The 19,712-nt window shown below is 68.1% G+C and carries 20 protein-coding genes and 1 riboswitch; of the genes, 11 read left to right on the top strand and 9 right to left on the bottom strand.

Annotated features, from left to right (window positions below):
* Positions 1-29 precede the first annotated feature (29 nt).
* From FOC84_RS14115 to FOC84_RS14065, 11 genes are all read left to right on the top strand, one after another.
* A complete protein-coding gene (locus FOC84_RS14115) occupies positions 30-704 on the top strand; it encodes a 5-formyltetrahydrofolate cyclo-ligase (RefSeq protein ID WP_173144941.1) in 675 nt (224 codons plus the stop codon).
* A 426-nt stretch (positions 705-1,130) separates the two neighbouring features.
* Positions 1,131-2,564 (top strand): circularly permuted type 2 ATP-grasp protein, encoded by a 1,434-nt coding sequence (locus tag FOC84_RS14110; protein WP_173144940.1) that lies wholly within the window; start codon positions 1,131-1,133, stop codon positions 2,562-2,564.
* 2 nt (positions 2,565-2,566) lie between these two features.
* Complete coding sequence (locus FOC84_RS14105) at positions 2,567-3,538, top strand: alpha-E domain-containing protein (protein WP_173144939.1); 972 nt, start codon at positions 2,567-2,569, stop codon at positions 3,536-3,538.
* A gap of 13 nt (positions 3,539-3,551) precedes the next feature.
* Entirely contained in the window at positions 3,552-4,355 is an 804-nt protein-coding gene (locus FOC84_RS14100) for a transglutaminase family protein (protein ID WP_173144938.1), read from the top strand.
* A gap of 55 nt (positions 4,356-4,410) precedes the next feature.
* Positions 4,411-5,274 carry a proteasome-type protease gene (locus tag FOC84_RS14095; RefSeq protein WP_173144937.1) on the top strand — a complete coding sequence of 288 codons (864 nt, stop codon included), beginning with the start codon at positions 4,411-4,413 and terminating at the stop codon, positions 5,272-5,274.
* A 219-nt stretch (positions 5,275-5,493) separates the two neighbouring features.
* Entirely contained in the window at positions 5,494-6,492 is a 999-nt protein-coding gene (locus FOC84_RS14090; protein WP_173144936.1) for a tripartite tricarboxylate transporter substrate-binding protein, read from the top strand.
* A gap of 57 nt (positions 6,493-6,549) precedes the next feature.
* On the top strand, positions 6,550-7,317 hold the full coding sequence (locus FOC84_RS14085) for an IclR family transcriptional regulator (RefSeq protein WP_173144935.1): 768 nt from the start codon (positions 6,550-6,552) through the stop codon (positions 7,315-7,317).
* 313 nt (positions 7,318-7,630) lie between these two features.
* Positions 7,631-8,083: a MaoC family dehydratase gene (locus FOC84_RS14080; RefSeq protein WP_088143354.1), complete on the top strand. Its 453-nt coding sequence runs from the start codon at positions 7,631-7,633 to the stop codon at positions 8,081-8,083.
* Between the two features lie 23 nt (positions 8,084-8,106).
* On the top strand, positions 8,107-8,961 hold the full coding sequence (locus tag FOC84_RS14075; protein ID WP_173144934.1) for an HpcH/HpaI aldolase/citrate lyase family protein: 855 nt from the start codon (positions 8,107-8,109) through the stop codon (positions 8,959-8,961).
* A gap of 2 nt (positions 8,962-8,963) precedes the next feature.
* Positions 8,964-10,121 carry a CaiB/BaiF CoA transferase family protein gene (locus tag FOC84_RS14070; protein ID WP_173144933.1) on the top strand — a complete coding sequence of 386 codons (1,158 nt, stop codon included), beginning with the start codon at positions 8,964-8,966 and terminating at the stop codon, positions 10,119-10,121.
* 29 nt (positions 10,122-10,150) lie between these two features.
* The gene (locus FOC84_RS14065) at positions 10,151-11,125 is read left to right on the top strand and encodes a Bug family tripartite tricarboxylate transporter substrate binding protein (RefSeq protein WP_173144932.1); all 975 of its coding nucleotides are present in this window, start codon (positions 10,151-10,153) and stop codon (positions 11,123-11,125) included.
* A 69-nt stretch (positions 11,126-11,194) separates the two neighbouring features.
* On the opposite strand, the gene metF is transcribed toward FOC84_RS14065, so the two are convergent.
* The 9 genes from metF to FOC84_RS14020 all read right to left on the bottom strand — a co-directional run bounded on the left by metF (position 11,195) and on the right by FOC84_RS14020 (position 19,675).
* Entirely contained in the window at positions 11,195-12,043 is an 849-nt protein-coding gene (metF, locus tag FOC84_RS14060) for a methylenetetrahydrofolate reductase [NAD(P)H] (RefSeq protein WP_173144931.1), read from the bottom strand.
* Positions 12,043-12,378 carry a phage holin family protein gene (locus FOC84_RS14055; RefSeq protein ID WP_006389784.1) on the bottom strand — a complete coding sequence of 112 codons (336 nt, stop codon included), beginning with the start codon at positions 12,376-12,378 and terminating at the stop codon, positions 12,043-12,045. Before FOC84_RS14055 ends, metF begins: the two co-directional genes overlap by 1 nt.
* A gap of 120 nt (positions 12,379-12,498) precedes the next feature.
* Positions 12,499-13,917 (bottom strand): adenosylhomocysteinase, encoded by a 1,419-nt coding sequence (ahcY, locus tag FOC84_RS14050; protein WP_173144930.1) that lies wholly within the window; start codon positions 13,915-13,917, stop codon positions 12,499-12,501.
* 100 nt (positions 13,918-14,017) lie between these two features.
* Positions 14,018-14,152: riboswitch (S-adenosyl-L-homocysteine riboswitch) on the bottom strand.
* 35 nt (positions 14,153-14,187) lie between these two features.
* Positions 14,188-15,285, bottom strand: a complete 1,098-nt coding sequence (locus FOC84_RS14045; protein ID WP_173144929.1) for a glycosyltransferase family 4 protein — start codon at positions 15,283-15,285, stop codon at positions 14,188-14,190.
* Positions 15,286-15,364: 79 nt separating this feature from the next.
* Complete coding sequence (locus FOC84_RS14040; protein WP_173144928.1) at positions 15,365-15,601, bottom strand: DUF1289 domain-containing protein; 237 nt, start codon at positions 15,599-15,601, stop codon at positions 15,365-15,367.
* Between the two features lie 109 nt (positions 15,602-15,710).
* Positions 15,711-16,598, bottom strand: a complete 888-nt coding sequence (locus FOC84_RS14035) for an alpha/beta fold hydrolase (RefSeq protein WP_173144927.1) — start codon at positions 16,596-16,598, stop codon at positions 15,711-15,713.
* Entirely contained in the window at positions 16,595-17,242 is a 648-nt protein-coding gene (gene leuD, locus FOC84_RS14030) for a 3-isopropylmalate dehydratase small subunit (RefSeq protein ID WP_173144926.1), read from the bottom strand. The genes FOC84_RS14035 and leuD overlap by 4 nt, the downstream gene beginning before the upstream one ends.
* Positions 17,239-18,660: a 3-isopropylmalate dehydratase large subunit gene (leuC, locus tag FOC84_RS14025; protein ID WP_173144925.1), complete on the bottom strand. Its 1,422-nt coding sequence runs from the start codon at positions 18,658-18,660 to the stop codon at positions 17,239-17,241. Before leuC ends, leuD begins: the two co-directional genes overlap by 4 nt.
* A gap of 37 nt (positions 18,661-18,697) precedes the next feature.
* Positions 18,698-19,675 carry a tripartite tricarboxylate transporter substrate binding protein gene (locus tag FOC84_RS14020; protein ID WP_173144924.1) on the bottom strand — a complete coding sequence of 326 codons (978 nt, stop codon included), beginning with the start codon at positions 19,673-19,675 and terminating at the stop codon, positions 18,698-18,700.
* Between the last annotated feature and the right edge of the window lie 37 nt (positions 19,676-19,712).

The raw sequence follows: 19,712 nt of genomic DNA, 5'->3' as shown, positions 1-19,712 counted from the left end.
CATTTGTCCATCCCTCTTACAGCCACCGCATGACTACGCAAAATACTCCAGAGGATACCGCAGTACCGCTACGCGCGCGATTGCGAAAACTGCGTGCCGAACTGCCGGAAGACCAGCGTAGCCGCGGCGGCCTGCTCATGCGGGCCCGCCTGTTCACTTGGCTGAATGTGGCGCGCGACGAAGCCGTGCGCGCGGGCCGCCCCGCGCCCGCCACCGTGGCCGCCTTCTGGCCCATGGCCGACGAGCCCGACCTGCGCCCCCTGCTCGAGCAATGGGTCGAAAACGGCGTGGCCGTGGCGCTGCCGGTGGTGCGCGAACGCAACGCCCCGCTGGCCTTCCTGCCCTGGACGCCGGACGCCGAATTGCGCGCCGGCCCCTACGGCATCCAGGAGCCGGTCGCCGGCGCCGAACTGCTGCCCGACGTGGTGCTGGTCCCCACCCTGGGCTATACCGAACAGGGAGACCGCCTGGGCTATGGCGGCGGCTATTACGACCGCACCCTGGCTGCGCTGCGCGAGCGCGGCCACCCCTTCATCGCCATCGGCATCGCCTGGAGCTGCGGCGAACTGGACGCCGGCTATGAACCCGCCGCCCACGACTTCCCGCTGGACGCGGTGCTGACCCAGGACGGCTGGGTGCCCCAGGCGCCGCTGGAACAAGGCGGCGCCAGCGGCACCACGCTGCACAGCTACCGCATGAACTGACGCACCAGCTTTGCTCCGCCGGCTTGCACCAAAACGGTGCACGGCCTAACATAGATAGCTAAGCCGGGTTCCATCCCGGCCCCATCACGCAGCACCCGCGCACCGTTGCGCGGCCCGCCTCGGCAGCGGCGCCCCCGGCGTCGCCCACCCATTCCCCCTGGCCAGGCTTTTCCGCGCCAGCCCGACTGACCCCGTTCCACCCGCCAGCCCCGGCCAGTCCGCGCCTGGCGCCCGCGCCATCCCCTGGCCTCAGCCGCCGCGGCGATGGCGCCGCGACGCCCTTCGGAGGATATTGGTCCTCAGGGGCGTCCCCGCCCATGCCGGCCAAGCTGGCACGCGGGTTGCTTAATCCATTGCAACCGGCCGGACATCGGCCGGACGGCGGCCGCGCGCAAGCCGGCTGCCGGCACCTGTACCGGAGGAGCCATGAAGGACAGATCAACCCGTCCCGCCGCCTATGACGAAATGCGCGACAGCGCTGGCGGCATACGCTCCCACTGCCAGGCTTTCGAGCGCTGGCATGACGAGCAGTCCGCGCAGGCCATGGCCGCGCGCCGCCTGGAGGCGGACCTGAGCTTTCGCCGGGTCGGCATCACGTTTTCGGTGGCGGGCGACGCGGCCGGCACCGAACGCCTGATCCCCTTCGACCTGATCCCGCGCATCATCCCCGCCGCCGAATGGCGCTTGCTGGAAGCCGGTCTGAAGCAGCGGGTGCGCGCGCTCAACATGTTCATCCATGACATCTACCACGGGCACGACATCGTGCGCGCGAACATCGTGCCGGCCGAACAGGTATTCCTGAATGCCCAATACCGCCCCGAGATGCAGGACGTGGACGTCGCCGAGGACATCTACTGCCATATCGCGGGGGTGGACATCGTGCGCGCCGGCGCGGGCGAGTTCTACGTGCTGGAAGACAATCTGCGCGTGCCGTCCGGCGTGTCCTACATGCTGGAAAACCGCAAGATGTCGATGCGGCTGATGCCAGACGCCTTCAGCCGCATCAAGGTGGAGCCGGTGGCGCACTACCCCGACCTGCTGCTGGACAACCTGCGCGAAGTGGCGCCGCACGGCGGCGACGATCCCACCGTGGTGGTGCTGACGCCGGGCATGTACAACTCGGCCTACTTCGAGCACGCCTTCCTGGCGCAGCAGATGGGCGTGGAACTGGTGGAAGGCCAAGACCTGTTCGTCGAGCAGAACACCGTCTACATGCGCACCACGCAGGGGCCCCGCAAGGTGGACGTGATCTACCGCCGCCTGGACGACGACTTCCTCGATCCGCTGTCGTTCCGCGCCGATTCCGCGCTGGGCGTGCCCGGCCTGCTGTCGGTGTACCGCGCCGGGCGCGTGACACTGGCCAATGCCATCGGCACGGGCATCGCCGACGACAAGTCCACCTACCTGTACGTGCCCGACATGATCCGCTTCTATCTGGGCGAGGAGCCGATACTGTCCAACGTCCCGACCTGGCGCTGCAACCGGCCGGACGAGCTGTCGCACGTGCTGGCCCACATGCACGAACTGGTGGTGAAGGAAGTCCACGGCTCGGGCGGCTACGGCATGCTGGTGGGGCCGTCGGCCTCGCGCGCGGAGGTCGATGCGTTCAAGGAACGGGTGCGCGCCAACCCCGCCAACTACATCGCGCAGCCCACGCTGGCGCTGTCCACCGTGCCGACCTACGTGGAATCGGGCGTGGCGCCGCGCCACGTGGACCTGCGCCCCTACGTGCTGTGCGGCAAGGACATCCGCACCGTGCCGGGCGGCCTGTGCCGCGTGGCGCTGACCGAGGGCTCGCTGGTGGTCAACAGCAGCCAGGGCGGCGGCACCAAGGACACCTGGGTGCTGGAGGAGAACTGAACATGCTGAGCCGAACCGCCGACAATCTGTTCTGGATGTGCCGCTACACCGAACGCGCCGAGAACACCGCCCGCATGCTGGACGTGAACCTGCAGATGTCGCTGCTGCCGCAGGACGCGCAGCGGCGCGAAGGCTCTTGGCTGGGCGTGCTGCGCATCTCCGAGCTGCAGGGCCTGTACCAGAGCAAGTACGCCTCCATCTCGCCGCACGACGTGCTGCAGTACATGGTGCGCGATCCCGAGAACCCCTCGTCCATCTACTCCTGCATGCGAGCCGCCCGCGAGAACGCGCGCGCCGTGCGCGGCAGCCTCACCACCGAGGTCTGGGAAACCTACAACACCACCTGGCTGGAATTGCTCAAGCACCTGCATACGGGCTTGCTGGAACGCAACCCGGGCGAATTCTTCGAATGGGTCAAGTTCCGCTCGCACCTGGCGCGCGGCGTCACCATCGGCACCATGCTGGAGGACGAGGCCCTGTACTTCCTGCGCATCGGCATGCACCTGGAGCGCGCCGACAACACCGCGCGCATGCTGGACGTGAAGTTCCACGAGCGCGGCGCCAACGGCCACGACGGCCGCGCCGAGCCCGCCGGCGCGGCCGCGCTGCAAAGCGAGTTCTACCGCTGGTCGGCGCTGCTCAGCTCGGTGTCGGGCCTGGAGATCTACCGCAAGGTGTACCGCGACGTCATCACCCCCGACCGCGTGGCCGAGCTGCTGATCCTGCACGGCGACATGCCGCGCTCGCTGCTGGCCTCGATGCGCGCGGTGGCCGGCGACCTGGCGCGCGTCTCCAACCAGCGTTCGACCGAAACCGAAAGGCGCGCCGGCATGCTGTGCGCGGAGCTGCAATACGGGCGCGTCGAAGACATCCTGGGCAGCGGCCTGCATCAGTACCTGGACCACTTCCTCGACCGCATCAACGATCTGGGCAACCGGATCAGCCAGGACTTCCTGGTGCCGCTGTCGGCCTAGACCGGAGACCGGAATGAAACAGATCATCACCCACCTCACCCACTACCGCTATACCGCCCCGGTCACCTACAGCATCCAGACCTTGCGCCTGACGCCGCGCGACGACGAGCACCAGCGCGTGCTGCGCTGGCACATCGAAGCCCCCGGCGAACTGGACAAGCAGGTGGACGCCTACGGCAACATCACGCACACGCTGACGCTCAACCAGCCGCATACCGACATCGAACTGCGCGTGGTGGGGCAGGTGCTGGTCGCGCCGCTTGCGCGCGGCCTGCTGGGCAGCGAGGACAGCCGCCTGCCAGTGCACGCCTATTGCGTGCAGACGCCGCTGACCCAGGCCGACGCCACCGTCATGGCCTTTGTGCGCGAGGCGCTGCCCGGCGGCCTGCACACGCCGGACGACATCCTGGCCCTGGCCACCGCGGTCAGCGACCGCGTCGCCTACGAACCCGGCACCACCGATGTCACCACCGCGGCCAACCAGGTGCTGGCCATGGGCCACGGCGTCTGCCAGGACCACGCCCACCTCTTCCTGGCCTGCGTGCGCGGCCTGGGGGTGCCGGCCCGCTACGTCAGCGGCTACCTGTACACCACCGCCGAACACGCGGCCAGCCATGCCTGGGCGGACGTCTGGCTGCCCGACGTGGGCTGGACCAGCGTGGACATCACCAACCGCCAGTTCGCCTCGGACTGCCACTGCCGGCTGGCGGTGGCGCGGGACTACGACTCGGCCTCGCCGGTGCGCGGCGTGCGCAGTGGCGGCGGCCAGGAATCCATGGAGGTCAGCGTGCAGGTCCAGACCAGCGCCCAGCAGTAACATCCCGCCGGCCGCGCCGCAATACAATGCGGCGTGGTTTTCCCTATTTCTGATCATGACCTACTGCGTAGCAGCCCGCCTTGATTCCGGCCTGGTGTTCCTGGCCGACTCCCGCACCAATGCCGGAGTCGACCAGATCAGCGTCTTCCGCAAAATGACCGTGTTCGAGCGCCCGGGCGACCGCGTCATGGTGCTGATGAGTTCGGGCAACCTGGCGGTCAGCCAGGCGGTGCTGAACGCGCTGGCCCGCCAGCACGACGAAGGCGGCGAAACCGTCTGGAACGCGCCCGACATGTTCGAGGCCACCCGCCGCGTCGGCGCGGCGGTGCGCGACGTCTATCACCACGAAGCCCCGGCACTGCGCGAGCAGGGCGTGGACTTCAACGTCAACCTGATCTTCGGCGGCCAGATCGGCGCCGAGCGCTGCCGGCTGTTCCAGGTGTATTCGGCCGGCAACTTCATCGAAGCCGGCCAGGAATGCCCGTACTTCCAGATCGGCGAAGCCAAATACGGCAAGCCCATCCTGGACCGCGTGCTGCGTCCCGACACCTCGCTGGACGAAGCCGCCAAGTGCGCCCTGATCTCCATGGACTCCACGCTGCGCTCGAACATCTCGGTGGGCTTGCCGCTGGACCTGCTGGTCTACGACACGCACTCGCTGCGCGTGACTCACTTCGCCAGCATCGACGAGCACAACGAGTACTTCCGCATGATCCGCGGCACCTGGGGCGAACGCCTGCGCCAGGTCTTCGCCGAAATCCCGGACCCGCTGTGGACCAACCCAGACGCCCCGGAATCCCTGGTGCCGCTCAGCCGCGTGCACCAGCCGTTGCGGGCGGAACCGGTGGACACGCTCGCGCCCAGCTACGCCGCGCCGCAGGTGTTGGCTGAGGATCCGGGCAAGGATCAGGCGAATTAGGGACGGGCTTTCACCTGCAGTTCTCGAAGGCCCGCGCGCAACTTGTTGCGGCGGGCTTTTTCACATGAAGGGCCACGCTTCCGTGTAAACCCTCCTTTCCATCAACCGAAACCCGGCTTGCGGAACCGCGAATTCTCATCCGGGCACGAGCGCGCCACACTGGTGTCCGGCCGTCATGCTTTGCCTTGGGGGCCCCGACAACACCACAAGGAGCGAGACATGCCCCCTACCTACGCGCGCGCGCTCAAGCGTGCGGCCTGGCCCGCGCTGGCCCTGTCCTGCCTGGTCTCTGGCACCGCCGGCGCGCAAGGCGCCTATCCCAACCATCCCATTTCGCTGGTCGTGCCGTTCGCGGCGGGCGGGCCGACCGACGTGGTGGCGCGCAGCCTGGGCGCGTCCATGTCCAAGACGCTGGGCCAGAGCATCATCATCGAAAACCGCACCGGCGCGGGCGGCACACTGGCATCGCAGCACGTGGCGCGCGCCGCGCCCGACGGCTACACCTTCCTGATCCACCACAACGGCATGGCCACCGCGCCAGCGCTGTACCGCAAGCTGTCGTTCAATCCGCTGACGGACTTCGCCTATGTCGGCCAGGTGGCCGACGTGCCCATGACGCTGCTGGGCCGCAAGGACCTGCCGGCGGACGGCATGAAGAACTTCATCCAGTACGCCAAGGAAAACGGCAACAAGATCAACCTGGCCAACGCCGGCCTGGGCGCGGTATCGCAGCTGTGCGGCATGCTCTTGCAGGAGGCGCTGGGCGTGCAGTTCACCACCGTGCCCTATGCCGGCACGGCGCCGGCCATGACCGCTTTGCTGGGCGGCCAGGTGGATGTGCTGTGCGACCAGACCACCCAGACCATTCCACAGATCAAGGCGGAACGCGTCAAGCTGTACGGCGTCACCACGCTGGACCGCATCAAGACGCTGCCCGATGCGCCGACCTTGCAGGAAAACGGTCTGAAGGGCTTCGAGGTCAAGGTGTGGCACGGCGTCTACGCGCCCAAGGGCACGCCGCCCGAAGCCGTCGCCAAGTTCAACGAAGCCTTGCGCGCCGCGCTGAAGGACCCCGCCTTCACGCAGAAGATGGCGGAACTGGGCGCCGAGATCGTGCCGGAATCCAAGCAGACGCCGCAGGGCCTGCAGACCTGGCTGCAATCCGAGGTGGACAAATGGGGTGGCATCATCCGCAAGGCGGGGGTGTACGCGGACTGACGGCACGGCGGGCGGTGGCGGTTGCCGCTGCCCGTTCATGAATATATATTCCCGTGCATGAGTACGAACGACGTAAAAAGCGCCAGGCGCGTCCTGGACATCCTGCAGTTCTTCGCCGCGACGCGGGCGCCGGCCACGCTGTCGCAGCTCGCCGCCGGGCTAGGCATCCCCAAGTCCAGCTGCCTGGCCTTGCTGGACACGCTGGAAGGCGACGGCTACGCGCATCAGACCGCGGGCCGCTATTACCTGACCCGCCGCTGGCTGAACGAGGCCCGCACGGTCGCCGAACATGACCAGTTGACCACCCGCATCCGGCCCACGCTGGAGGCGCTGCGCGACGAGCTGGGCGAGACCCTGATCCTGGCGCAACGGTCAGGCGACCACGTGGTCTACCTGGACGTGGCCGAACCCGAGCGCATCGTGCGCTTCACGGCCAGGGTCGGCCAGCAGAAGCCGCTGCACGCGTCCGCTTCCGGGCGGGCGCTGCTGGGCGCGATGCCGACCGCCGACCGGGAAGCGCTGGCCGCAAGCCTGACCCTGGACCGCTACACCGGCAAGACGGTCAAGACGCACAAGCAGCTGCTGCAATTGATCGAAGCCGAAGCCAGCCGCGGCTGGCATGTCAATCTGGCGGAACACCAGGCCGACACGCTGTCGGTCGCCGCGCCGCTGGTGCTGTACGGCGCGGTGCTGGCGCTGGTCGTGGGCGCTCCGCTGGACCGGTCCGCCGCCCGGGCCGACCTCATCGGCCAGACCCTGCTCGCGGCCAGCCGCGAACTCACGCAGCGCATCGACAGCCCGACGCCCCCCGTGCCGGCGTACTAGGCAAGTTCACAGACAACGGGGCCTTCAGCAGAGGCCCCGATCCCGCCCAGCGTCCTCCGCTGGCGGCGCCGTACTCCCCGCCCCCGCCTTCCGTCCCCCTTCCCTCTCAGGCTCAGCTGCGCAACCTGCACGCGCGGCGCAGCGCCGTGTCCGCCATCCGCTGCTGCGGGTTTACGACTAGCAAAAACCATTGCCCGCTTTCGTTCATGTCTATAAACTTTTGTTCAAGAGTACGAACGCAGACCGAATTTCCGGGTAGCGATCGCTCAAAATCCGGGTGACCGCCCGGCGCTCTCTTCTTGAAGGAAGGAACATGGCTGGCCTTTTTTACGAACAGTTTTCGCCCGGGCAGGCGTTCGAACATGCCTGGACCCGCACCCTGACCGAAATGGACAACGTGCTGTTCAGCTCCCTGACGATGAACGTGCAGCCGTTGCATCTGGACGCGCATTTCGCGGCGCAGACGGAGTTCGGCAAGCCCCTGGTCAACAGCCTGTTCACGCTGGGCCTGTTGATCGGCATGACGGTCAACGACACCACCCTGGGCACCACCGTGGCCAACCTGGGCATGACCGACGTGAACTTTCCCAAGCCGGTTTTCGCGGGCGACACCCTGCACGTGCGCACCCGCGTGCTGTCGGTGCGCGAGAGCAAATCGCGGCCCAACGCGGGCATCGTCGAATTCGAGCACACCGCACTGAACCATCGCGACGAAGTCGTGGCCACGTGCAAGCGTTCGGCCCTGATGCGCAAGCGCCCGGCCTGAGCCCGCCGCCCAGGAGGACCACAATGACCCGCTCCCTGTTGTTCGTGCCCGGCGATTCCGGGCGCAAGTTCGATCACGCGGCCGCCAGCGCCGCCGATGCCCTGATCCTGGACCTGGAAGACTCCGTCGCTCCCGACCAGAAGCCTACGGCGCGCAAGGAAGTCCGCGCCATGCTGGAGCGCCGCGCCGCGGCCAAGCAGCTGTGGGTGCGCATCAACGCGCTGGACGGCGGCGACGCCCTGGCCGATCTGGCCGCCGTGATGCCCGCCGCCCCCTACGGCATCGTGCTGCCCAAATGCGCCGGCCGCGATGGCCTCCTGCAACTGTCGCACTATCTGGACGCCTTCGAGGCCGCGGCCGGCACGGCGCCGGGCGCCACCCGCATCCTCGCCATCGTCACCGAGACCGCGCAGTCCCTGTTCGGCCTGCACGACTACCGCGACGCCACGCCGCGCCTGTGGGGGCTTTCCTGGGGCGGCGAAGACCTGGCCGCCGACGTCGGCGCGCTGCGCAACCGAGAGGCGGGCCGCTACACGGAGCCCTTCCGTCTGGCGCGCTCGCTGTGCCTGATGTCGGCCGCCGCCGCCGGCGTGCGCGCCATCGACACGGTCTGCGTCGACCTCGACGCCCCCGAAATCCTGGCAACCGAGGCCGCCGAGGCCTTCCGCGACGGTTTCGTCGGCAAGATGGCGATCCATCCGCGCCACGTCGACGCCGTCAACGCGGCGCTGAGTCCGGACGACAGCCAATTGCAGTGGGCCCGCGCGGTCATCGCGGCATTCGCCGCCAACCCGGGCGCGGGCACCCTGCGGTTGGACGGCAGGATGATCGACCGCCCGCACCTGCGCCTGGCGCGCCGCCTGCTGGGGGAGGACTGACCATGGCCGGACCGCTGCACGGCATACGCGTCATCGACATGACCAGCGTCGGCATGGGGCCCATGGCGACCCAGATGCTGGGCGACATGGGCGCCGACGTGATCAAGGTGGAATCCGCGGAGGGCGACGTGTTCCGCCACGTCACGCCGCAACGCCACGCCGCCATGAGCCATACCCATCTGAACCTGAACCGCAACAAGCGCAGCGCGGTGATCGACGCCAAGACCGCCGAGGGCCGCGCGCAGCTGGAAGCGCTGATCGGCGGCGCCGACGTGTTCATCTCCAACATGCGCGCGCCGGCCATGCGCCGCCTGGGGCTGGACTACGCCACGCTGCAGGGGCGCTTCCCGGAGCTGGTCTATTGCGCCTGCTACGGCTATTCGGAGCAAGGCCCCTACGCGGGACGCGCCGCCATCGACGACACCATCCAGGCCGCGTCCGGCATGGCCTGGCTGCAAGGCGGCGCGGGCGCCGAGGCGCCGCGCTACGTCAATTCCGTGGTCGCCGACAAGGTGGTGGCGCTGTACGTGGCCAACGCCGTGACCAGCGCCCTGCTGGCGCGCGAACGCGGCGCGGGCGGCCAGGCCGTGGAAGTGCCGATGTTCGAATGCATGGTGGCCTTCCTGGCGCCCGAGCATCTGGCCGGACTGACCTTCGTGCCGCCCGAAGGGCCGGCGGGCTACACGCGCCTGCTCAACGAGTACCGCCGCCCCTTCCGCACCCGCGACGGGTTCATGAGCGTGGTGCCCTACACCACGCCGCAATGGCAGCGCTTCTTCGCGCTGGCCGGCAATCCCGAGATGGCGCAGGACCCGCGCTACCTGACGCTCAACAGCCGCAGCCAGCATTTCCCCGAGCTGTACCGCTACGTCGAAAGCGTGTTGGGCGAGCGCACCACGGCGCAATGGACCGAGCTGCTGGCGACCGCCGACATTCCCTACGCGCCGGTCAACGGCTTCGAGGAATTGCTGGCCGATCCGCATCTGCGCGCCACCGGTTTCTGGCATGAATCCGAGCACCCCACCGAAGGGCGCCTGATCCAGGCGGGCCTGCCCGTCAGGTTCAGCCGCACGCCGGCCGAGATCCGGCGGCATCCGCCCGGGCTGGGCGAACACACGGCCGAGATCCTGGTTGAAGCCCAGGCCGGCCGGAGGTCCTGAGTCCAGGCCCCAAGCACGAGGAGACAAACATGAAAAACACCATTCAAACCACCCTGATCGCCGCCGCGCTGTGCCTGCCCTCGCTGTCGGGCGCGGCCCCTGGCTATCCGCAGGCGGACAAGCCCATCCATTTCGTGGTCGGCTTTCCCGCCGGCAGCACCATCGACAACGTTTCGCGCGTGGTGGTCGACGATATCCGCGCCCGCACCGGCGCGCAGATCGTCGTCGAGAACAAGCCGGGCGCGCTGGGCGTGCTGGGCGTGGACACCGTGGCGCGGGCCGCGCCCGACGGCTACACCATGATGCCGAGCTCCAGCGCCACCAGTTCGTCCGGTCCCTACCTGTCCAAGGCCTTCCAGCGCTACGACGCCATGAAGGACTTCACCCAGGTCGGGCGCGTGGTGCGCTTCGACGTGGTCATCGTCACCCGCGCCGCCGGCCAGCATGGCGATGCGCGCCAGCTGGTGGCGGCGGCCAAGGAAAAGCCGAACTCGGTGACCAGCGGCTATGGCTCGGGCACGGGCCAGGTGGTCGCGGCGGCGTTCAGCCGCGCAGCGGGCGCCGAAGTGCTGGCCGTGCCCTACAAAGGCCAACCAGCCGCCATCACGGACCTGCTGGGCGGGCGCATCGATTTCGTGGCGGCCGATCTGGGGGCCGTGCTGCCGCAGATCCGCGCCAAGAACCTGAACGCCGTGGCCCTGGTTTCCAGCAAGCGTTCGACCATCCTGCCGGCGGTGCCCACCGCCCAGGAACTGGGCATGGGCAGCCTGGACCTGACTGGCTGGATCGGCGTGGCCGGCCCCGGCGGCCTGGCGCCCGAGGCCGCGAACTGGTGGTCCGAGCAACTGACGGCCACGATGCAGCAACCCGCGATCCAGGAGAAGCTGCGCGCCATGGGCATGGAGCCCGATCTGGCCACGGGCGATCCCTTGCAGCAGTTCGTGCGCAGCCAGTACGACGCCTGGGGCCAGCAGATCCGGCAGGCGGGCATCCAGCCGGAGTGAGCGGCAGGCTTGCCCAAAGAAAAGCCCACCCTTGCGGGTGGGCTTGGCCTTCATGGTGGCGTGCAGCCGTTACGCCTGCACCGCCAGTTCCTTCCACACCGCCAGCGGCGCTTCCGCGTGGTTCAAGGTGTAGAAATGCACGCCCGGCGCGCCGTTGTCCAGCAGCGTCTGGCACAGCTCGGTCACCACGTCCACGCCGAAGGCGCGGATGGAGGCCTTGTCGTCGCCAAACTCGGCCAAACGCAGGCGGATCCAGCGCGGCACTTCCGCACCGCACATTTCCGAGAAGCGCAGCAGCTGCGTATGGTTCGTGATGGGCATGATGCCCGGCACGATGGGCACGTTCACGCCCTTGGCCTGGGCCCGGTCAACGAAGTCGAAGTAAGCGTCGGCATTGAAGAAGTACTGCGTGATGGCCGCGTCGGCGCCAGCTTTCACCTTGTTCACGAAATGGTCCAGGTCGGCCGAGGGATTGGTCGCCTGGGGATGCATTTCGGGATAGGCCGCGACTTCGATGTGGAACCAGTCGCCCGTTTCCTCGCGGATGAACGACACCAGCTCGTTGGCATGGCGCAGCTCGCCCGCGTCGCCGCCCATGCCCGAGGGCATGTCGCCGCGCAGGGCCACCACGCGCCGCACGCCGTCGTTCTTGTAGGCCTGGAGGATGTCCCGCAGGTCCTGGCGCGATGCGCCGACGCACGACAGGTGCGGCGCCGCATCGCAGCCCAGGTTGCGCAGCGTGCGCACGGCGTCCGCCGTGCCGGCGCGGGTGGAGCCGCCCGCGCCGAAGGTCACGCTGACGTACTTGGGCTGGATGGCCAGCATCTGCTTGGCCGCGCGCACCAGCCGTTCCTGGCCGGCCAGGTCGCGCGGGGGGAAGAATTCCAGACTGAAAGCGGGAGTAGTCGAGTCAGACATTAGGGAATCAGCTTCGTGAGCAGGCCAGAGATGATGCTGTACAGGATCGCACCACCCACGGCCCACCAGAACCCGTTGACCTGGAAGCCCTTCAGCACGGAGCCGACGAACCAGAACAACAAGGCGTTGATGACAATGAGGAAGAGACCGAGAGTGACGATCGTGATGGGCAGCGTCAGCAGCACCAGCACCGGCTTGACCAGCATGTTGACCAGGCCCAGCACCAGCGCGGCGATGAGCGCCGATCCGAAGCTGGCCACGGTGATGCCGGGCAGCAGATAGGCAACGGCCAGCAAGGCCACCGCGTTCAGGATCCAGACGAGTATCAATGCCATGTTCGACCTCCTGTTGTGAGCCCGCTGGCCCTGCCGCGGCGATACGTTCGCGGCAGAGGTCCTGCAGACCGGAAAGCCCGCGCCGACATGGCGCGGCACTTTCCTATTTTGCTACAACCATCAATAGCGGTAGTGCTCGGGCTTGTAGGGGCCTTGCACCGGCACGTTGATGTAGTCGGCCTGGTCCTGGCGCAGGGTCGTGAGCTTCACGCCCAGCTTCTTCAGGTGCAGGCGCGCGACCTTCTCGTCCAGGTGCTTGGGCAGCACGTAGACCTGGCCCGAGGTGTAGGCTTCGTTGCGCGTGAACAGTTCGATCTGGGCGATGGTCTGGTTGGCGAACGAGGACGACATCACGAACGACGGGTGGCCGGTGGCGCAACCCAGGTTCACCAGGCGGCCCTGGGCCAACAGGATGATGCGCTTGCCGTCCGGGAAGATGACGTGGTCGACTTGCGGCTTGATCTCTTCCCACTGGCAGTCGGCCAGGCCGGCGACGTCGATTTCGTTGTCGAAGTGGCCGATGTTGCACACGATGGCCTGGTCCTTCATGGCGTTCATGTGCTCACGCGTGATGACGTGGTAGTTGCCGGTGGCGGTGACGAAGATGTCGCCATGCTTGGCGGCCTCTTCCATGGTCACGACCTTGAAGCCTTCCATGGCGGCCTGCAACGCGCAGATCGGGTCGATTTCCGTGACCCAGACCTGGGCGCGCAGCGCCACCAGCGCCTGGGCGCAGCCCTTGCCCACGTCGCCGTAGCCGGCCACGACGGCGACCTTGCCGGCGACCATCACGTCGGTGGCGCGCTTGATGCCGTCGACCAGCGATTCGCGGCAGCCGTACAGGTTGTCGAACTTGGACTTGGTGACCGAGTCGTTGACGTTGATGGCGGCGAAGGCCAGCTCGCCCTTCTGCGACATCTGGTACAGGCGATGCACGCCGGTGGTGGTTTCTTCCGTCACGCCCTTGATCAGGGCCAGGCGGGTCGAGTACCACTTGGGATCGCGCTTGAGGGTTTCCTTGATGGCGGCGTACAGGATGCGCTCTTCGTCGCTGCCCGGGTTAGCCAGCACCGAGATGTCCTTTTCGGCCTTGGTGCCCAGGTGCAGCATCAAGGTGGCGTCGCCGCCGTCATCCAGGATCATGTTGGCGTTTTCGCCATTGGGCCATTCGAAGATCTTGTGGGTGTATTGCCAGTACTCTTCCAGCGTTTCGCCCTTGACGGCGAAGACCGGCGTGCCCGACGCGGCGATGGCGGCGGCGGCGTGGTCTTGCGTGGAGAAGATGTTGCACGAGGCCCAGCGCACTTCGGCGCCCAGCGCCACCAGCGTTTCGATCAGCACGCCGGTCTGGATGGTCATGTGCAAGCTGCCGGCGATGCGCGCGCCCTTGAGCGGCTGCTTGGCGGCGAATTCCTCGCGGATGGCCATCAGGCCAGGCATTTCGGTTTCGGCGATGGCGAGTTCGCGGCGGCCCCAGCCGGCCAGCGACATGTCGGCGACGAGGTAGTCGGAGAAGGATTTATCAGTCACAGCGTTCATGGTGTGTAGGCTCCACGTGAAATACGAACGGCGCACGATATGGCCGGACAACGCGAATACACCACGACAGTCGAGTGCTCGCCTTTCCCGCCATATGCGACAAAGGTGAGCGCCGTTGCTGTAGCGCCGCGCAAGGCGCGCCGCTTGAACAAGGATTCCTGAGCCTGGCGAGCCTGGTTCCACCGCCGTACTGGCTGGAGGGAACCGCAGGGTCGTCGCAACGCTCCTCAGGATTGCCGGGCATTGTACCCGGGAACCGTCCCGCAAGGATCAAACCCCTGGCTCCCTGGCGGGCATTTCACCGCCGGGCCGCCTGGCTGGCGCCGCCTCTTCGGGCACGCAAAACATCTCCGCGCCGCGCGCGCTCCCGTCCAGCGGCACCAGTGCAGCCAGCAGGGTCGAGGCGACCGAGTCCCAGCTGCGCGTCAGCGCGTGTTCGCGCACCGCATGACGGTCCAATGCCTGGGCCGCGCGGCAGGCGTGGCCCAGGTCTTCATCCAGGAAACCGGTGACGCCCTGGGCCACCACCGCCAGCGGCGCTTCGCTGCGGAAGGCGGCTACCGGCGTGCCGCAGGCCATGGCCTCCAGCATGACCAGGCCAAAGGTGTCCGTCAGGCTGGGAAACACGAAGACGTCGGCCGACCCGTACAAGGCGGGCAACGCCTGGTCGTGCCGCATCCCCATGAAAATGGCGCCGGGAAAGCGCTTCTTCAGCCGCGCCTCATCCGGCCCCGCGCCCACCACCACCTTGCTGCCCGGCAGGTCCAGCGACAGGAAGGCGTCCAGATTCTTTTCGCGCGCCACGCGGCCCACGCTCAGGAATACGGGACGGGGCAGATCGGGGAACGCCTGGTCGGCGCCCGGCTGGAACTTGCGCGGATCCACGCCGCGCGACCAGATCTGCAGATTCGCCAGGCCGCGCCGCGCCAGCACGTCGCGCACCGTGGGCGTAGGCACCAGCACCCGCTGCGAAGGCCGGTGGAACCAGCGCAGATAGCGCCACGGCAAGGCGGCGGGAATGCCCATGCGCGCCTGCAGGTAGTCCGGGAACATGGTGTGGAACGAGGTCGTGAAGCGCCAGCCCCGCGCCAGCGCCATGCGGCGCGCGGCCAGGCCCAGCGGACCTTCGGTGGCGATGTGCAGGGCGTCGGGCACGATGTCGCCCAGAATGCGGCGCAATTGCCGGCCGGGCTGCAAACACAGCCGCAGGTCCGGCTCGGAGGGCGCCGGCACGGTGCGGCTGCCCTGCGGGTTCACCACGATCAGCTCGTGGCCCCATTCTTCAAGGATCTGCTGCATGGTCGTCCAGGTGCGGACGACGCCATTGACTTGCGGATGCCAGGCATCCGTGACCAGGACGATGCGCATGATGGAGCCGGAAGTGGGCGATAAGCGCGATTTAGCCCGCGCCATGTGACATGCCCAAGACGGCCTGCGCGGCCGGATGCTAGTTGTTGCGGCGGGGATACCCTTGCGCCGTGATGCGCACCCAGACTTCGCGCTTTTCCTCTTCCGTCATGAAGACCCAGTTGGCGACTTCCATGGCGGTGCGGCCGCAGCCGCGGCAGATGTCGTCAAACAGCGTGGAGCAGACGGCCACGCACGGCGAATCCGTGGCCTTGAAGGCGCGTTGCGCGTCTTCGGGGTCTGGCAGTTTGGAGAGGTCGACGTGGTGCTGATTCATCGACCGTAGGTTAACACCGGCAGTATGTCCCTTTTTGGAAGGCCCTATGCCCCGCCCGGGCTTCAGCGCCAGCCCGCAGCTGGGGTGCTACACCCCGGCGGCGGCCCCGTCAGCGCCAGCCGAAAAACGCCCCCGCCTGGGCCAGCAGCGCGTCCGGGCACTCTTCCGCCAGGTAGTGCGCGCCCGGCAGCGGACCGCCGGACACCTCGTCAGCCACCGCGCGCCACAGCGCCAGCACGTCGAAGTTCCGGCCCACCGCGCCGCGCTCGCCCCACAGCACGCGCAGCGGCAGCCGCAAGCGCTCGCCGGCGGTCCGGCCGGCGCGGTCGTGCTCCAGGTCCAGCGTGGCGGAGGCGCGGTAGTCCTCGCAGAGGCCCGCAGCCCAGCCGGGCAGGCGCGCGGCGCGTTCGTATTCGGCCATCGCCTCGGCGGAAAAATGCGCCAGCCCGCCGGGCCGTCCGCCCATCACGGAACGCAGGTAGAACACCGGGTCGCGTTCGATCATGGTTTCGGGCAGCGGCGCCGGCTGGATCAGCCAGAACCAGTGGAAATAGGCCTGGGCGAAGGCGCGCGTGGTGCCTTCGTACATGTCCAGCGTGGGCGCGATGTCCAGCAGCATCATGCGGCTGACGGCGGCGGGATGGTCCAGCGCCAGCCGGTGCGCCACGCGCGCGCCGCGGTCATGCGCCAGCACCTCGAAGCGCTCGTGGCCCAGGGCGCGCATCAACCCGGCCATGTCGGCCGCCATCTCGCGCTTGGAATGGGCTGAGTGGTCCGGCGACGCGGCGGGCTTGTCGCTGTCTCCGTAGCCGCGCAGATCCGCCGCCACGCAGCTGCGGTAGCGCGTCAGTTCCGGCCAGACGCGGTGCCAGATGGCGTGGGTCTGGGGATGCCCGTGCAGCAACAGCAGCGGCGGGCCCGAGCCGTCCACGCGCGCGGCGATCTCGATGCCGTTGGCGGCGATGCGGCGCACGGGCAGGTCGAAAAATGTCGTCATACGGCCTCTCGGTCCAGGCGGTCGCGCACGCGGCGCGCCAGGTCTTTCATCCAGGGATGCCGCGCCCAATGGCGCGCCTCGAAACGTTCCACCTCGTCCAGCTGCTGCAATGATGCGCCCACCATGTCCTGCCCTTGCACATACATGCGGCGGTGCCGCTCGGGCAGCGTGAACGCCGCGGTCCAGCCGTCCGCGGCTGTGACGCGCCCAGCCGCCACGTCGATGCCGACGCGGTTGGTGGCCGTATTGGACACCCTGGCGAGCAAGGCGTCGATCTCGGCAGGCGCCAGGCTGATCAACAGCAGGCCGTTGTTCACGGCATTGAAGTAGAAGATTTCACCGAAACTGGGCGCGATCACCGCACGGATGCCGAACTGCTGCAGGCCCCATACCGCATGCTCGCGGCTGGAGCCGCAACCGAAGTTCGGTCCCGCCACCACGATGGATGCGCCGGCATAGGCGGGTTGGTTCAGCACGAAATCGGGCCTGGGCGCGCCGGCGGCGTCGAAGCGCAGGTCGTGCAGCAGGCCACGGTCCAGCCCCGCCTTGTCGATGATGCGCAAGAACTGCTTGGGCATGATCTGGTCGGTGTCCAGATTGGAGAAAGGCAGCGGCGCGGCGACGCCGTTGATGGTTGCGGTCATGCTTGTTGCTCCCAGGCGCGGACGTCGACGATGCGGCCGGCCAGCGCGGCGGCGGCTGCCATGGCCGGAGACATCAGGTGCGTGCGGCCAGCGCGCCCCTGGCGGCCTTCGAAATTGCGGTTGGTGGTGGAGGCGCAGCGCTCGCCCGGACTGAGCACGTCGTCATTCATGGCCAGGCACATGGAACAGCCGGGCTGGCGCCACTCGAAGCCGGCCTCGATCAATTGCGCCGCAATGCCCTCGGCCTCGGCCTGCGCGCGCACCGCGCCCGATCCGGGCACCACCATGGCCCGCACGCCCGCCGCGACCTTGCGGCCGCGCACGACCGCTGCCGCCGCGCGCAGGTCTTCGATGCGCCCGTTGGTGCAGGAGCCGATGAACACGCGGTCTATCGGCACACCGGCTATCGGCATGCCAGGCGCCAGGCCGATGTAGTCCATGGCCTTCTCCAGCGCCAACCGGGCCAGCGCATCCGGCTCCGCCTGCGGATCCGGCACCACGCCGTCCACCGGCATGGCTTGGTCCGGACTGGTGCCCCAGGTGACGAAGGGCGCGATCGCGGCAGCGTCCAGCGCGTGCTCCGCATCGAACACGACGTCCGCGTCCGACCGCAGCGTGGCCCAATAGGCGCGCGCCTGCGACAAGGTCTCGCCATGCAGTTCGGGCGCATGCGTGATGACGTAGGCCTCGGTGGTGGCATCCGGCGCGATCAGCGCGGCGCGGGCGCCGGCCTCCACCGTCATGTTGCACAAGGTCATGCGGGCCTCGGCGGACAGCGCGGCGATGGCCTCGCCGCAGAACTCCACCGCGTGGCCGCGCGCGCCCTGCGCGCCGATGCGGTGCACGATGCAGATCACCAGGTCCTTGGCCGTGACGCCGGCGGACAGCGAGCCGTCGACGCGGATGCGCATGTTGCGCGCCACCCGGTACGCCAGCGTCTGCGTGGCCAGCACATGTTCGACTTCGGACGTGCCGATGCCGAAGCCCAGCGCGCCCAGCGCGCCATAGGTGGTGGTGTGGCTGTCGCCGCACAGCACCACCATGCCCGGCAGCACCATGCCATGCTCGGGCGCGATCACATGTTCGATGCCTTGCAGCGGATCGGTGGTGTCGAACAGCGCGATGCCTTGCTCGTCGCAATTGCGCTTGAGGTTGAGCGCCTGGCGCGACGAGGCATCGTCGGCGATCACGCGCAGCGCCGCCGGCACCGGATGCGTGGGGATGATGTGGTCCACCACCGCCATCTGCTGCCCGGGACGCAGCACGCCGCGCCCGCGCGCAGCCAGGCCGCTGAAGGCTTGCGGGCTGGTGTATTCGTTCATGATGTGCAGGTCGACGTAGAGCAGGATGTGCTCGTCGTCGATCCGGGCCACCTCATGGCTGGCCACCAGTTTGTCGTACAGCGTCATGCCGGGCATGTCTTGCGTCCTTCGAAGTTGGGGTCTTGCGGCCCGGTCAGTTGGCCTGGATGCCGGCGTCCTTGACGATGCCGGCCCAGCGCGTCATTTCGGCGGCCACCATGGCATCGGTCTTGGCGGGCGAGGAGATCAGCGGATCGAAGCCTTCGCGGCCCATGCGCTGCGCCAGCTCCGGCGAACGCAAGGCCTGTTCGAGCTTGGCGTTCAGCGTGTCGATCACGGATTGCGGCGTGCCGGCAGGCGCACTGATGACGAACCAGGTGTTGAACTCGTAGCCGGGCAGTCCGGATTCGGCGATGGTCGGCACATCGGGCAAGAGCGGCGAGCGCGTGGTGCCCGTCACGCCCAGCGCCTTGAGCTTCTTGCCGTCGACCTGCGGCTTGGCCGCGGACAGCACCGGAAAGCTCATCTGCACCTGGCCGCTGATCGTGTCCACCATGGCGGGGCCACCGCCCTTGTAGGGCACGTGCAGGATCTGGGTCTTGGACACCGACTTGAACAGTTCCGCGGCCATGTGGAAGGTGCTGCCCGTGCCCGCCGAGCCGAAGCTCAGATCATTGGCGGGGCGCTCGCGCACATAGGCCAGCAGCTCGCTCACATTGGCCACCGGCAGCTGGTTGGTCACCGTCAGCACATGCTGAGACGTGCCTATCGTGCCGACCGAACGCAGGTCCTTTTTCGTGTCGAACGGCATGGTCTGGAACAGCGCCGGGTTAATGGCCAGCGACATGGTGTTGACGGCCAGCGTATAGCCGTTGGGCTCGGCGCGCGCCACCGCGGCCATGCCGATGTTGCCGGAGGCGCCGGCGCGGTTCTCCACCACCACGCTCTGCCCCAGGGCGCGGCCCCAGGCGTCCGAAATCAGGCGCGCGGCGATGTCCACGCTGCCACCGGGCGCGAAGGGCACGATGAGCGTCACGGCGCGCTGGGGAAAGGCGTCGGCGGCGGCCGGCTGGGTCCAACAGGATGCGGCGATGGCCGCGCACAAGACGCCGGCCGCTTTGTTGATCTTCATTCCTGGTCTCCTCGTTTGGCCGCGCCAGGCGGCTCTG

The organism is Achromobacter pestifer (assembly GCF_013267355.1).
Classification (GTDB): domain Bacteria; phylum Pseudomonadota; class Gammaproteobacteria; order Burkholderiales; family Burkholderiaceae_B; genus Achromobacter; species Achromobacter pestifer_A.
Note: the sequence above shows the minus strand (reverse complement) of the source record. Positions and strands in the feature narration are given on the sequence as shown.